We start from the raw sequence: 13458 nt of genomic DNA, 5'->3' as shown, positions 1-13458 counted from the left end.
AGGCATTCTGGTGGCCAGACCTCTGGAAGCCATGGCACGGGTTGAGCTGGTGGCTGATCGGTTGGTGGCCGCGGGCTTCATCCGCCCATCGGTGCTCTGGCGGGGGCTTCAGCGCTGCCGTTCCTCGTTCTCCCATTGGGGAGTTGGTTTGCTGATCGGCCTCAGCGGACCCCTGGTGGAGCCACTGGCCTGGCTGCAATCGCTTCTGTATGCCAAGCAGTTGCGGCGGGTGCAGCTGCCGCCGCTGGCGGAGCGGCGCCTTCAGGAATTGATGAAGGCGTCATGAGCCCCTCCAGTCAGCGTCGTCAACGCCTGCATGAGTTGTTGCTGGCCCTGATCGCTCGGGAGGAGGACCTGCAGCTGATGGACAGTGAGCATCCGCAGCTCGATGGTGGGACGGCCCCAGGGCGTTGGTTGGATCAGAACCGGCGAACGCTGCAGCGGTATCAGGCGTTGGTGAGAACGGCGGTGACCCTGGATGCCCTGCTGGATGCCGAGGACAGTCCGCCTGATTTCGGCGCTGGCTGAGCTGGTGAAACCTGGCAATCTGGGGTGACTGCCCGCGCTGCATGGCCCCCTTCGGACTTTCCGCTCTGCGTTCGCTGCTGGGGCGTGGCGTCGGCAACACACCATGGCAACCTCCGGAGTCCAGCTGGAGTCGTCGCTTCGGCCTGGGCTGGGAGTCGCCTTACACCGTTCGGTACGCCAGCAACCTCGACGATGGCCCCGACCACGGCATGCCCCTCGGCGGCTTCGGGGCTGGCTGCCTCGGCCGTTCCCCCAGCGGAGCCTTCAACCTCTGGAACCTCGATGGTGGTGAGCACTGGTTCGGATCGATCCCCGACTGTCAGTTCGCCCTCTGGGAGCAGCAGGGCGAGGACGTCCGTGCCCATGCCCTGGCCACGGCTCCCGACCGTGATGACACCGACCCCAGTGGCGGCACACCCCTGAGCGCCTGGCAGTGGTACCCCGCCAGCACCCAGGGCCGCAGCACCGGCACCTACGCCGCCCGCTATCCCCTCAGCTGGACCCACCACGAGGACGTTTACCGCGCCGGCGTCCTCTGCGAGGCCTTCAGTCCCATCCTTCCTGGGGATTACCAGCGCACCAGCTATCCGGTGGCGGTGTTCCGCTGGCAATTCAGCAACCCCACCGATCAGCCGCTGGAGTTGTCCCTGATGCTGTGCTGGCGCAACACGGTGGGTTGGTTCACAAACACCGACGCTGCCGCGGAGGTGCATTTCCGTGATGACGGCAGCCCGGAGCACAACTACGCCCCGGCGATCGGTCGTGGTGAAGGACAGCGCAACCGCCAGGTTGATCAGCCGGGATTTAGCGGAGTGCTGCTGGAGGGCCAGCCCTCGATGCCACTGGCGGAAGGCGAGGGTCAGTGGTGCCTGGCTCTGCCGGATGACTTGGACGGCGTGCATGTGATGCGCTGCAGCCGCTGGGATCCCAGCGGTGATGGCAGTGAGTTGTGGACCCCCTTCGCCGCCGATGGGCGGATCCCTGACAGCAACAACGACCGCGCCAGCCGTTCCGGCGAGCAGGCCAGTGCTGCCATCGCTGTGAAATTCACGCTGGCTCCCGGTGCCAGCCGTGAGATTCCGCTGGTGATCAGCTGGGACCTGCCGGTGACGGCTTTCGCCAGTGGCAGCAGCGCGCTGAGGCGTTACACCGACTTCTTCGGCAGCAGCGGCAGCAATGCCGCCGCCATTGCTGCAGAAGCCCTGCGCGATTGGCGCCAGTGGCGGGAGCAGATCGATGCCTGGCAGCAGCCGGTGTTGGCCCGTATGCAATTGCCGGAGCCGCTGCGGATGGCGTTGTTCAACGAGCTCTACGACCTCTGCAGTGGCGGCAGCCTTTGGACTGCGGCGTCACCGGCGGATCCCCACGGCCGCTTCGGTGTTCTGGAGTGCCTCGACTACGCCTGGTACGAAAGTCTTGACGTGCGCCTGTACGGCTCACTGGCGCTGTTGCAGCTCTGGCCGGAGCTGGACAAAGCGGTGCTGCGCAGTTTTGCCCGTGCCATTCCTGCCGCGGATGGCAGCCAACGGCCGATCGGTTGGTATTTCACCCAGGGCCGTGGCCGGGTGGAGGCGGACCGCAAGGTGGCGGGAGCGACGCCCCATGACCTGGGGGCCCCCAACGAACGCCCCTTCGACGCCACCAATTACACCGCTTATCAGGACTGCAACCTCTGGAAGGATCTGGCCAGTGATTACATGCTGCAGGTGTGGCGCACCTTCCGCCTTGCGCCCACCGGCGAAGACCTGCGCTTTCTGGCGGAGTGCTGGCCCTCTGCGGTTCAGGCCCTCGATTACCTCAAAGGCTTTGACGTCAACAACGATGGTCTCCCCGACAACGGCGGTGCCCCTGATCAAACCTTTGACGACTGGCCGTTGCAGGGTGTGAGTGCCTACTGCGGCGCACTCTGGATCGCGGCCCTGGAGGCCGCGCTGGCGATGGCTCAGCGGCTGCAGCTTGATCTCGGCCTGGACACTGCCGCGGAACAGCGGCGGTTCGGTGCCTGGCTCGAGCAATCCCGCGCCAACTTCGACGACCTGCTCTGGAACGGCGAGTACTACCGGATCGATGCCGAGAGCGGCACACCGGTGGTGATGGCGGATCAACTCTGCGGTGACTTTTACGCACGGCTGCTGGGGCTGCCACCGGTGGTCAGTGACGCCAGGGCACGCAGCACCCTGCAGGCGGTGAAGGAGGCCTGTTTTGAACGGTTTGAGTCCGGACGTCTCGGCGTGGCCAACGGTTTGCGGCGGGATGGCAGTCCCCTGGACCCCAACGGCACGCACCCTCTGGAGGTGTGGACCGGCATCAATTTCGGTTTGGCCAGTTACTACCGGCTGATGGGAGAGAGCAAAACGGCGTTGGCCATCTGCTCAGCCGTGGTGGGCCAGGTGTATTCAGGTGGTCTGCAGTTCCGCACCCCGGAAGCGATCACTGCCGTGAACACCTTCCGTGCCTGCCACTACCTGCGGGCCATGGCCATCTGGGGCCTGTGGGCCACGGACACCGGGTGGGAGCGGATTCCCGGCGTGGCGGAACGCTGAAGCGTTTCGCTCGGTGCCTCACCGAACAGCTGGCGGTAATCGCGGGCGAAATGATTGCGACTGCTGAAGCCGAAGTGGGTTGCCACGGCCTGGACTGTGATGAACCCCATTGACGCCTGGCGTTGCGGGTTCAGCAGTACCGCCTGCACCTGGCCGAGACGGATCTGTTTCAGCAGGGTCATCGGCCCCATGCCGAAGCTGGCGCGACAGCTGTGCACGATTGAGGAGCGCGACGCGAAGATCGTGGTGGTGATGTCTTCCAGGGAGATGACTTGCGTGGGGTTGCCCTGCCCCCAGGCAATCAGGTCTTTCATCAGCCCGGCGCGGTGGCTTAGTTCGCCGCTGTTGATCTGGCTCAAGCGTCGGTTGCTCAAGAGTTCCAGCAGCTCGGCTTCGATCAGTTCCGCCTGAATTGGATCGTGATGTTGTGGCTTGGTGAGTTCAACCAGCCGCTGGAATAGTTCAGGGGTGACGGCGGCCGAATTCACACTGTTGATCCGATCCAAGGCTCGCTGTTCGTTGGTGGCGACCGCCAGCCGTTGCAACCGCTGTTTGCAGACCATGGCCACCTGGATTCACAACCTGGCTTAAGCACGAAGTACGAGTCCTTCAAGCTGCTTTGAAAGCCATGGATGCTGAGGGGCGACACCTCTTCACCCCTCACCAGGGGGTGGTCACCACGCGTGTTGATGGAGAAGGGGAGAAAACCAGACCGACGGTCGCCCTCACAGACCAGCATCTGGTCGGTTTTGATCGAAATCAGGGGCAGGACAGCGCTGCCGGTTAACTGAAACCTGCCATGCAGTGAACCGGCACTGAGCTGACTGACGTCCAGTCCGATGCCGAGTGATTTGAAGATCCCGCAGAGTTCCCCTGCTGACTGAAAAAACAACTCCACAGGCGAATTATCTGTGAATTCCACGGGTCTCCGAGGCGGACTGTGAGAATTCGCCCATTGACTGAACTCCGATGCGCCGGCTGCTCTGCTGTTTGATCGCCGTTCTGGTGCTGTTCACAGCGGCACCCCAGGGAAGGGCCCAGGTGCATGAGCACGAATCCGACAACGGCACCCGGATGGTGCGCAGCCTCGAGAGCCTTCGCGATCTGGACTACGACAGCTGGCAGGCGGTGGCCTACCGCGAGGGGAAGCCCGGTGAACCCGTGGTGCTCCGCATCGTTGGTTATCCCGGCAAACTCCGCCTCGACCATCCGGTGAGTCTTCAGGTGGAAGCCGGGCGCAGGGCCTGGGCCCTGGACGACATCACCCTGGCCAACCCAGCCCTGGCCACCGATGGCCGTGAGGCTGCAGCGGAGTTTGCCCTCGACCCCCTCCTGGATGACCTCAGCAACAACCGACCCCTGCGTCTGATGTTGCCAGGGGTGTTCACGGAGCTTCCGGTGCCTCCCTACGTGGTCGGTGAGTGGCGGTCATTGCAGGACCTCCCCCTGAGCTGATGTGGAACCTCTGGATGCGCCGGGCCCTGGCGTTGGCTGCGCTGGCTGAAGGTCGCACCAGCCCCAATCCCCTTGTGGGAGCTGTGGTGCTCAACCGTGAGGGCCGATTGGTGGGGGAGGGGTTCCATGCCCGCTCGGGTGAGCCCCATGCCGAGGTGGGTGCGCTGGCTCAGGCCGGAACCGCCGCCGCCGGTGGCACGTTGATCGTGACCCTGGAACCTTGCTGCCACCACGGCCGCACACCTCCCTGCAGCCGAGCTGTTCTGCAGGCCGGGGTGGCCAGGGTCGTGGTGGCGTTGGAGGATCCGGATCCCCGGGTGGCTGGTGGCGGGATTGCTCAGCTGCGGAAGGCCGGTGTTGTGGTGATCACCGGCGTGCTTCGGCAGGAGGCCGCAGAGCAGAACCGGGCCTTTCTGCATCGCGTCCGCACGGGTCGCCCCTGGGGGGTGCTCAAGTGGGCGATGGGGCTCGATGGCAGAACCGCGTTGCCCAATGGCACCAGTCAGTGGATCAGTGGTGCCGACTCCCGTCGCTGGGTGCATCAGTTGCGGGCGGGATGCGATGCGGTGATCGTCGGCGGTGGAACCGTTCGCGCCGATGACCCCCTGCTCACCAGCCGCGGTCGTCGCGATCCGGAACCGCTGCGGGTTGTGCTCAGCCGTGGTCTGGACCTTCCCGCCGAGGCACAGCTCTGGGACACAGCATCCGCCGCGACCCTGGTGGCCCATGGTCCGGAGGCTGCCGGCAAGCAGGCTCCGAACGGACCGGAACGGCTGGAGCTGGAGCAATGCGAGCCCCTGCCGCTCATGCAACACCTGGCAGCCCGGGGCTGCAATCAGGTGCTTTGGGAGTGCGGATCAGAGCTGGCGGCTGCGGCCATCCGCCAGGGCTGTGTGCAGGAGGTGGCTGCCGTGCTGGCCCCGAAACTGATGGGTGGAGTAGCAGCTCGGACGCCTCTGGGGGAACTGGGTTTCACCGCCATGGATCAGGTGCTCTGTGGCCAGTTGCTGCCTCCCCGGCCCATCGGTGATGACTGGTTGCTCTCCCTGCGGCTCGGGGGCTGAGTCCACCAACGTGCAGAGTGCTGCCATGAAACAGCCGAATGTCCAGCAACTCCGATCGCTTCGACTCTCAGCTCTTGCACGCAATGACAGGGCCATTGCAGAACTGAATTCACGCATCTCCAACTCGCCCGACTACCTGGTGGAGGAGCTGATGATCCGTCACGGCTGGCCTGCCCACGAAGCACTGTGTGCCGTGCAGCAGCTTCAGGAGAAGGCGCTTCAAGGCACAACGGATCAGAGTGCACTTTGAGGTAAGAGCAGCTGATTTTTATGAGAACGCATCTCCAGAACAGTCGCTGCTATTGATTTTTTCAGCCGCACCTACTGTTGTTACCTCCCAGGAAAAGCGTCTGACGAAGTGTCGTTTTTGGTAAAGCAGTGTTTCTTCGGTCTGGCGTGCTCTGATTTGTGCGTATGAGCGTGGCACCAGGGTCTGAATTCTGCGCAGTGTGCAAGTGCTCAAACAGCGGATTTTGCAGGAGGTGCGGATTAACCCGAGCGGGCTTCTGCTCCGGCTGCTCAGCAGGAGTCACAAGGATAAGGTCAGCGCATTGCCGGTGAGCAACGTGCTGCTAACGCAATGGTGTTACGGCACCACGTAGGCAGATCATCTCGACAATGAGAGGGCTGCCTCCAGACGAAAATGAGCATTCACGCCGATTGCCTTGTGTGTGACCGCTGACCATATTGAGATCACTGAGATCGGAGGAGCCAATGACGGTCGATACTCCACCTGAGCAAACAGCAGAAGCAGCCTGACTTGCCTGGCCCCTGCTCCAACTTTTCAACCCAAATGTGAGCATTTCGTCTGTGACGACACTGATGGTCGTCTGATCAGTCGAATCTTCTCTGCACCGTTCTTAGGTGCCCCGTAGAAGACCTGCACCACACCTGGACCCAATGGCCCCAGGGTTGCCATTAAGCCAGACGCTTCGACCTCTACTTTCAGTTCACTGTCGTTCGAAAGGCATTAATGCTTCACGAATACAGCTTCACTGACCAGGTCGATTGACATGCATAAGCGAGCGAGATAGGCCGTCTTTCCATCGGGAAGGGCGGCCTTCCCCTTTTGCAAGCAGATCAAAAAAAATCTTGGGAACTTGCTTCAAGCCTGTCGTCTGGGTGTGCCCTCTGGGTCCCTCACTTATGCATCTCTGATAGGCCGTGATCAGTGCCGACATCCAATTTAAGTATAGTAAAGTCAAGTTTTGTGCTTGAAAAAACGATATTTAAGCCTCGTTCAATTGATTCCACAAACTGCGTTTCGATGTGGGCGGGGGAGTGGGTTGAGCAAAGCCTGGTTTTACAACTTGTGCTGTGACTTCTGCATGCTCACCCAGCGCTGCTTGTAGAAACAGTCCGACTAGCAAAAGCATGACGATCATCAGCACAGCGGCGACTAAATACGTGACGGCCCTTGCGACAGCTTCGTCCTGGATTTGGTCTGATTCGTTCACAGCCCAGCAATGAATAGCCAGGTATTTCTATCAGCAAAAATATCTTTACGCGATTACAAATGATTCATTTTTGTGTGGCTGTCCTAAGGACGCGCTGTGTTGTGACTTGTTGTGTCGGTATTGAGCACGCCCGTCAGTCACATGCTGTGGACGTTGCCTCCGATGATTTGAGAGATCTTTTTGCATCATTGGGCTTCCACTTTCATCCAATGGACGACCAAGAAAAACTGGATTCATGAAATCGGCGAATGATCTTTATCCGATGGACGGCTTGTATCGAAGAAAAAAAGCCCTGTCGGTGCTTTTCAAAAGCAACTTTTTTGATCGTCGCTGTGACAACCACCGTTGTTTCGCGTGCCTTCGCCAACCAATGCTGTCACTGACGCCTCTGAGCGTCATCTACTGTTCTCGTATCGCGGTCGAGACTGCTGGCGAAACGGCCGATCAGCACCCCCATCACCGCTGCCAGATAGAGCGGGCCGGCGATGATGGTGACCACACTCACCATTCGCGACAGCGGCAGCATCGGATTGATGTCGCCGAAGCCCACGGTGGTGAGACACACAAGGGCGTAGTAGTTGATCGCCGAAAAGGCATGGGCTGCTGCCAGCACGCTGTTATCCCGGCCTGGGCAACAGTCAGCGGTTCGAAGCTGCCGGGTTGGATGGTTTCCAGGGCACTCATCACCAGTCCAGCTGTAAGACCGATGTGCAGGTAGCCCGCGGTCGCCCCCATCAGCAGTGATTCGGTGACCTTGGGCTCATCGGCAAAGCGTTTGACCAGCCGGATCACACTCCAGCCCACCAACACACTCCAGCTGAGCGCCAGCGGAACGCCGCTGTAGATCAGTTCCAGCGGTGTGATCAGCCAGAGCCACATGGTCAACACCGCAAACAGCCCCAAGCCGCGGTAGATCCGATCACTCCAGTCAGGGGCCTGGCTGTCGCGCACCATCACCTGGGTCAGCAGTAGGGCGATCAGGCTGTAGCCCAGGTGGGTGGCCCAGATCAGGCGTGGGAAGGCAAAACCCACCAGCACCAGCAGCGTGAACAGGAGCAGCAGACGCAGGTGCGATCCCTTCTGCCGTCGCGCCATGGCCCTGATCCCTCTCTGCCGGCATGGTGCGCCGGCCGAGGCCTCAGAACAAGCTGAGCTGAGATGTGCCGCGGCGGCTCCAGCCGTCGCTCGGCCATGGGTCCAGCATCGGCTCGAGGGCCCGGCGATGGGCCCCATCCCCCGGATCCAGCCAGATCTCCTCAAGGCCCCTGGGAATGACAACGGGCATGCGGTCGTGCAAAGTCTCCAGCAGGTGATTGGGTCGTGTGGTGATCACACAGCAGGTCTCCACCTCGCTGCCGTCAGGGCCGATCCAGCGATCCCAGAGCCCGGCCAGCCAGAACAGTTGTTGGTCCAGCCGCTGAATCTGCTCCCCCTGCTCCAGAAACCCATCCGCCGGCAGCAGGCAACGGTGATGACGCCAGGGCCCGCGGAAGGAGGCTTTGTCCTCCAAGGTCTCAGCGCGGGCATTGATCGGCCGCGGTCCCGCCAGTGGATCCTTGACCCATCGCGGTAATAGGCCCCAGAGCATGTGGCTGGCCACGCTTTGACCGTGTTCGCGCCTGAGGGCCAGCACCGGTTCCCCCGGGCGGATCAGCCGTCGTGGTGCGTAGTGCTGCAACCAGCCGGCATCGGCGTCCCGTAACCAGGGCTGAAGCAGCGCCTGAAGCGCCTGCAATGGCGTATCGAGGCTGTAACGGCCGCACATGGACGTGACGTTAGAAGGCGTTCGGTTCTCCCACCCGTAAGCAACGGTTCATCCCTCGTAGCGTGATCCGATCTCGGGCAGATGCCATGCCGATCCGACAGGACGACAACCGACCGAACCGTCGCTTCGGAATCATCAACCTAGTGTTGATCGGCTTCGGGGTGCTGCTCCTGTTGAGCAGCTTCGTGCCGAATAACGCGATGCAACAGGTGCCCAAGGTGCCTTATTCGCTGTTCCTCGATCAGGTGAATGATGGCGCCGTGAAGCGCGCCTACATCACCCAGGAACAGATCCGCTACGAGCTCAGCGACCCGGATGAGGGCACGCCGCCGGTGCTGGCGACCACGCCGATCTTCGACATGGATCTGCCCCAGCGGTTGGAAACCAAGGGTGTTGAGTTCGCCGCTGCCCCGCCGAAGAAGCCCAACATCTTTACCACCATCCTCAGCTGGGTGGTGCCGCCGCTGATCTTCATCCTGGTGCTGCAGTTCTTCGCCCGCCGTTCGATGGGCGGCGGCGCCCAAGGGGCGTTGAGCTTCACCAAGAGCAAGGCCAAGGTTTATGTGCCGGACGAGGAATCCCGCGTCACCTTCGCTGATGTGGCGGGCGTCGATGAGGCCAAGCAGGAACTCACCGAAATCGTTGATTTCCTCAAGACCCCTGAGCGCTATGCCGAAATCGGAGCGCGGATTCCCAAGGGTGTGTTGCTTGTGGGCCCTCCTGGCACCGGCAAGACCTTGCTGTCGAAGGCCGTTGCGGGAGAAGCGGGTGTGCCCTTTTTCATTATCTCAGGCTCGGAATTCGTTGAATTGTTCGTTGGTGCCGGTGCCGCCCGTGTTCGGGATCTGTTCGAAGAAGCCAAAAAGAAAGCCCCTTGCATCATTTTCATCGACGAGCTCGACGCCATCGGCAAGAGCCGTTCCGGCTCTATGGGCGTGGTCGGCGGCAACGACGAGCGGGAACAGACCCTGAACCAGCTCCTCACCGAGATGGATGGCTTCACCGCTCAGGACAAACCGGTGATCGTGTTGGCAGCCACCAACCAGCCTGAAGTGCTGGATGCTGCCCTGCTGCGCCCGGGCCGCTTTGACCGCCAGGTGTTGGTGGATCGCCCGGATCTGTCCGGCCGTAAGACCATCCTCGAGATTTACGCCAAGAAGGTGAAACTTGCTGATGCTGTGGATCTGGACAGCGTGGCGCAGGCCACCAGCGGCTTTGCCGGCGCCGATCTGGCCAACCTGGTGAACGAAGCGGCCCTGCTCGCTGCCCGTGCTTACAGAACCAAGGTTGAGCAACAGGATCTGGGAGAAGCCATCGAGCGGGTGGTGGCGGGCCTTGAGAAGAAGAGCCGCGTGCTGCAGGACGACGAGAAGAAAGTGGTGGCGTACCACGAAGTAGGTCACGCGATCGTCGGTCACTTGATGCCAGGCGGAAGCAAGGTGGCCAAGATCTCGATCGTGCCCCGGGGCATGAGCGCCCTCGGCTACACCCTTCAATTGCCTACTGAAGAACGGTTCCTCAATTCCAAGGAGGAACTGCAAGGGCAGATCGCCACGCTGCTAGGGGGCCGCTCGGCTGAGGAGATCGTGTTCGGCAAGATCACCACGGGTGCCGCCAATGATCTGCAGCGGGCCACCGACCTTGCTGAACAAATGGTTGGCACCTATGGCATGAGCGACACCCTGGGACCTCTGGCTTACGACAAACAGGGGGGCGGACGCTTCCTCGGCGGCAACAACAACCCCCGCCGTTCGGTGAGTGATGCCACCGCTCAGGCGATCGACAAGGAAGTGCGTGGCCTGGTGGACAGAGCACACGACGACGCCCTGGCAATCCTGCGTCAGAACATGGCCTTGCTGGAGACCATTGCCCAGAAGATCCTCGAAAAAGAGGTGATCGAGGGGGATGACCTCAAGCAGATGCTTGAGGCCAGCGTGCTGCCCGAGACCGTCAGTGCTTGACTCTGACCGCTTCCTTCCCCGATAACTGTCCTTTGAATCGTCACGATGGCTACCGCTGCTGCAGGCGTTGCTGCTGCTCTTTCCCCCCTCAGCGGCCGTGACTACCTTTCCTCCGCTGATTGTTCGGCGGAGGAAACCTCAGCTGTGCTCGATCTGGCCGCTCAACTGAAGAGCGGCGACCGTCGCATCGACCTCGGCAACCGGGTCCTGGGGTTGATATTTACCAAGGCCTCCACCCGCACCCGCGTCAGCTTCCAGGTGGCGATGGCCCGCCTTGGTGGGCAAACGGTGGATCTCAATCCCAAAGTGACGCAGTTGGGTCGTGGTGAGCCTCTGGAAGACACCGCGCGGGTGCTCAGTCGCTATTGCGATGTGCTGGCCGTGCGCACCTTCGCCCAGCAGGAGTTGGTGGATTACGCCCACTGGGCCACTGTGCCGGTGATCAATGCCCTCACCGATCTCGAACACCCCTGCCAGTCCCTGGCCGACTTCCTCACGATGCGCGAGGCCCATGGTGATCTGCCCGGACAGACGTTGGCGTACATCGGTGATGGCAACAACGTGGCCCATTCCCTGATGCTCTGCGGTGCGTTGTTGGGGGTGAATGTGCGCATCGGCTGTCCGCAGGGTTTCGAACCCCTGCCCGGGGTGCTCGAGCAGGCCCGTTCTCTGGCTGTTCAGGGAGCTTCGATCGAGGTCATCCACGATCCGCGTGAAGCGGTCCGTGGTGCCCAGGCGGTGTACACCGATGTGTGGGCCTCCATGGGTCAGGAGGACGAGCAATCGGAACGGGAACAGGCTTTTGCCGGTTTCTGCGTCGACGAAGCGTTAATGGAGGCAGCTGATACGGAGGCGATCGTTCTGCATTGCTTGCCGGCCCATCGCGGTGAGGAGATCAGCCCAGGAGTGATGGAAAGCTCCGCCAGCCGCATCTTTGATCAGGCTGAAAATCGGCTACACGCTCAGCAGGCACTGCTGGCGGCATTGATGGGTGGTTTGTAAAGGCGCTTTGTTCAGCGGTGGCACTTGGCTTTGAATCGGTTGGATTCGGAAGTGGCTCCATGTTTTGTTTTGCGCCCGGACACCCTTTTGCGCCACATCTTGAAGGAGGAGTGCTTCATGTGGGTTCGCATCAATGCGATCACCTCCTGTTCTGACACGCCGAACTGGTAGTGGATGGCTTCGAAGGTGGTTCTGTCCTCCCAGGCCATTTCGATGATCCGGTCCAGATCCTGGGGTTGAATGTCTTTCAACCTGGGTCAAAAAGCTTGAGTTGTTCTAGCGGCCTGTCCATGGCACCCGCTGGCCTGAGTGATGCCCCATCGATCTCGGTTTGGATTCACTCCTAAGCTGCAGAGCATTCAACGTATTTGACGTGTCAGACGAGTTGGAGACATCGCTCACCATTTCTTTTATGGATGTGAGGGAAATATTTCCATTCATTGATCCAGAACAACTGAATCCAAACGATGTTTTGGAGATCCTCCTGTATGTGTTCCAACAAACACCAGGATTTGTGGACCGCGGCCATGAAACGAACAACCGTGAAACAGCTTGGGTGAACGGTTATCTGTACAGACTCAGAGACAACGGCATGGATGGCTTTGTGGTCGACAACATCGGCTCCAGCGTCGACAAGATTGCCGCCTTGCGTGAACAGCAAAACGGTTGATCATCTCCTTGGTGAATGACATCGAGTCCATCCGGTTTTGAGCATGGTCTGCCAGGCCTCAATGGCGTTTTGACGCAGCATCCGGCGCCCTGTGATCAGCGTTGGTGCTTCACCGGGCTTGAGGCGGAATGTGTGAATGGCCACCCACTGAGCGTGGGCTGTGGCTGAACCGGGCTGAAACTGCACCAGCTTCTGCTGTGATGGGTTGATCAGCCAGCCTTGGCCACCGGCCTTCTCCGGCTTGTCGCTGTGTTTCGGCTGGTCATGCCACATGTCTTGGCCGCAATCAAGGCTGGGATCTTGCGCAGCGCGGACGCCGTCGGTACAAATGTATTGTTCGGCGCCTTGTTTTGTGACCATCTCATCCCCAGAGCCATTGACCTCCGCCCAACAGGAGCTGTACGACTGGCTGGCGGAGTACATTGGCACACATCGGCACAGCCCGTCGATCCGTCAGATGATGCAGGCGATGGGGCTGCGTTCTCCAGCGCCGATCCAGAGCCGCTTGCGGCATCTCCAACAGAAAGGGTGGATCACCTGGCAGGAAGGACAGGCCCGCACCCTGCAATTGCTGGGTGACATGGCTGCGGCTGCCGGCATTCCCGTGCTGGGTGCCGTGGCTGCAGGTGGCCTGGTGACGGCCTTTGATGACGTTCAGGAGCACCTTGATCTGGCACCGGTTCTGGAGACCCGCGGACTGTTTGCCCTCACGGTGAACGGTGATTCGATGGTGGATGCTCACATCGCTGATGGCGACGTGGTGTTGATGGAGCCTGTGCCTGATCCGCAGCGCCTGCGCAACGGCACCGTTGTGAGTGCCCTGGTGGCGGGAAGCGGCACAACCCTGAAGCATTTCCACCGCAAAGGGGCGGCGGTTGTGCTCGAAGCAGCCAACCCTGCCTACGACCCGATCGAGCTGCCGGCGGAGCAGGTGGAGGTGCAGGGCCGGTTGGTGGCGGTGTGGCGTCAGGTGTGATCGCCGCCTCGGTGTAAGCTTGGATACGACGACGGCA

The 13458-nt window shown here is 61.2% G+C and carries 15 protein-coding genes and 1 pseudogene; 11 read left to right on the top strand and 5 right to left on the bottom strand.

Annotated elements, in window-relative coordinates; all coding sequences use genetic code 11:
• Window positions 1-10 precede the first annotated feature (10 nt).
• Genes TX72_RS08040 through TX72_RS08030 form a run of 3 tightly spaced genes read left to right on the top strand, consistent with a single transcriptional unit; the run spans window position 11 to window position 3071 of the window.
• Window positions 11-286, top strand: coding sequence for a hypothetical protein (locus TX72_RS08040; protein WP_042503692.1), 276 nt, complete (start codon window positions 11-13; stop codon window positions 284-286).
• Entirely contained in the window at window positions 283-528 is a 246-nt protein-coding gene (locus tag TX72_RS08035; RefSeq protein WP_011128458.1) for a DUF8678 family protein, read from the top strand. The genes TX72_RS08040 and TX72_RS08035 overlap by 4 nt, the downstream gene beginning before the upstream one ends.
• A 41-nt stretch (window positions 529-569) precedes the next feature.
• Window positions 570-3071, top strand: coding sequence for a GH116 family glycosyl hydrolase (locus TX72_RS08030; protein ID WP_011128457.1), 2502 nt, complete (start codon window positions 570-572; stop codon window positions 3069-3071).
• On the opposite strand, the gene TX72_RS08025 is transcribed toward TX72_RS08030, so the two are convergent.
• The gene (locus TX72_RS08025) at window positions 2990-3634 is read right to left on the bottom strand and encodes a helix-turn-helix domain-containing protein (protein WP_011128456.1); all 645 of its coding nucleotides are present in this window, start codon (window positions 3632-3634) and stop codon (window positions 2990-2992) included. The genes TX72_RS08030 and TX72_RS08025 overlap by 82 nt on opposite strands.
• Before the next feature lie 65 nt (window positions 3635-3699).
• Here TX72_RS08025 and TX72_RS14220 point away from each other — a divergent pair, with 65 nt between their 5' ends.
• The 4 genes from TX72_RS14220 (at window position 3700) to TX72_RS08010 (ending at window position 5840) form a co-directional block, all read left to right on the top strand.
• The gene (locus TX72_RS14220) at window positions 3700-3858 is read left to right on the top strand and encodes a hypothetical protein (protein WP_158305745.1); all 159 of its coding nucleotides are present in this window, start codon (window positions 3700-3702) and stop codon (window positions 3856-3858) included.
• A gap of 182 nt (window positions 3859-4040) precedes the next feature.
• Window positions 4041-4526: a DUF3122 domain-containing protein gene (locus tag TX72_RS08020; RefSeq protein WP_011128455.1), complete on the top strand. Its 486-nt coding sequence runs from the start codon at window positions 4041-4043 to the stop codon at window positions 4524-4526.
• A complete protein-coding gene (gene ribD, locus TX72_RS08015) occupies window positions 4526-5590 on the top strand; it encodes a bifunctional diaminohydroxyphosphoribosylaminopyrimidine deaminase/5-amino-6-(5-phosphoribosylamino)uracil reductase RibD (RefSeq protein WP_011128454.1) in 1065 nt (354 codons plus the stop codon). Before TX72_RS08020 ends, ribD begins: the two co-directional genes overlap by 1 nt.
• Window positions 5591-5615: 25 nt before the next feature.
• Complete coding sequence (locus tag TX72_RS08010) at window positions 5616-5840, top strand: hypothetical protein (RefSeq protein WP_225867688.1); 225 nt, start codon at window positions 5616-5618, stop codon at window positions 5838-5840.
• 1583 nt (window positions 5841-7423) lie between these two features.
• Here TX72_RS08010 and TX72_RS08000 read toward each other — a convergent pair.
• Window positions 7424-8142: pseudogene (locus TX72_RS08000) on the bottom strand (ion channel).
• Between the two features lie 43 nt (window positions 8143-8185).
• Complete coding sequence (locus tag TX72_RS07995) at window positions 8186-8812, bottom strand: SOS response-associated peptidase (protein WP_011128452.1); 627 nt, start codon at window positions 8810-8812, stop codon at window positions 8186-8188.
• A gap of 86 nt (window positions 8813-8898) precedes the next feature.
• On the opposite strand from TX72_RS07995, the gene ftsH reads away from it, so the two are divergent.
• Window positions 8899-10773, top strand: a complete 1875-nt coding sequence (ftsH, locus tag TX72_RS07990; protein ID WP_011128451.1) for an ATP-dependent zinc metalloprotease FtsH — start codon at window positions 8899-8901, stop codon at window positions 10771-10773.
• A gap of 45 nt (window positions 10774-10818) precedes the next feature.
• Window positions 10819-11775 (top strand): ornithine carbamoyltransferase, encoded by a 957-nt coding sequence (gene argF / locus TX72_RS07985; protein WP_011128450.1) that lies wholly within the window; start codon window positions 10819-10821, stop codon window positions 11773-11775.
• 11 nt (window positions 11776-11786) lie between these two features.
• On the opposite strand, the gene TX72_RS07980 is transcribed toward argF, so the two are convergent.
• Complete coding sequence (locus TX72_RS07980) at window positions 11787-12026, bottom strand: TIGR03643 family protein (protein WP_011128449.1); 240 nt, start codon at window positions 12024-12026, stop codon at window positions 11787-11789.
• A 122-nt stretch (window positions 12027-12148) separates the two neighbouring features.
• Here TX72_RS07980 and TX72_RS07975 point away from each other — a divergent pair, with 122 nt between their 5' ends.
• A complete protein-coding gene (locus TX72_RS07975; RefSeq protein WP_011128448.1) occupies window positions 12149-12445 on the top strand; it encodes a hypothetical protein in 297 nt (98 codons plus the stop codon).
• Here TX72_RS07975 and TX72_RS07970 read toward each other — a convergent pair whose 3' ends face one another.
• A complete protein-coding gene (locus tag TX72_RS07970; RefSeq protein WP_011128447.1) occupies window positions 12446-12718 on the bottom strand; it encodes a DUF1651 domain-containing protein in 273 nt (90 codons plus the stop codon).
• A 55-nt stretch (window positions 12719-12773) separates the two neighbouring features.
• Between TX72_RS07970 and lexA the strand changes: the two genes are divergently transcribed.
• Window positions 12774-13421, top strand: a complete 648-nt coding sequence (gene lexA / locus TX72_RS07965) for a transcriptional repressor LexA (RefSeq protein WP_042503684.1) — start codon at window positions 12774-12776, stop codon at window positions 13419-13421.
• The last annotated feature ends 37 nt before the right edge of the window (window positions 13422-13458 follow it).

The organism is Parasynechococcus marenigrum WH 8102 (assembly GCF_000195975.1).
In the GTDB taxonomy this organism is placed as follows: Bacteria; Cyanobacteriota; Cyanobacteriia; order PCC-6307; family Cyanobiaceae; genus Parasynechococcus; species Parasynechococcus marisnigri.
Note: the sequence above shows the minus strand (reverse complement) of the source record. Positions and strands in the feature narration are given on the sequence as shown.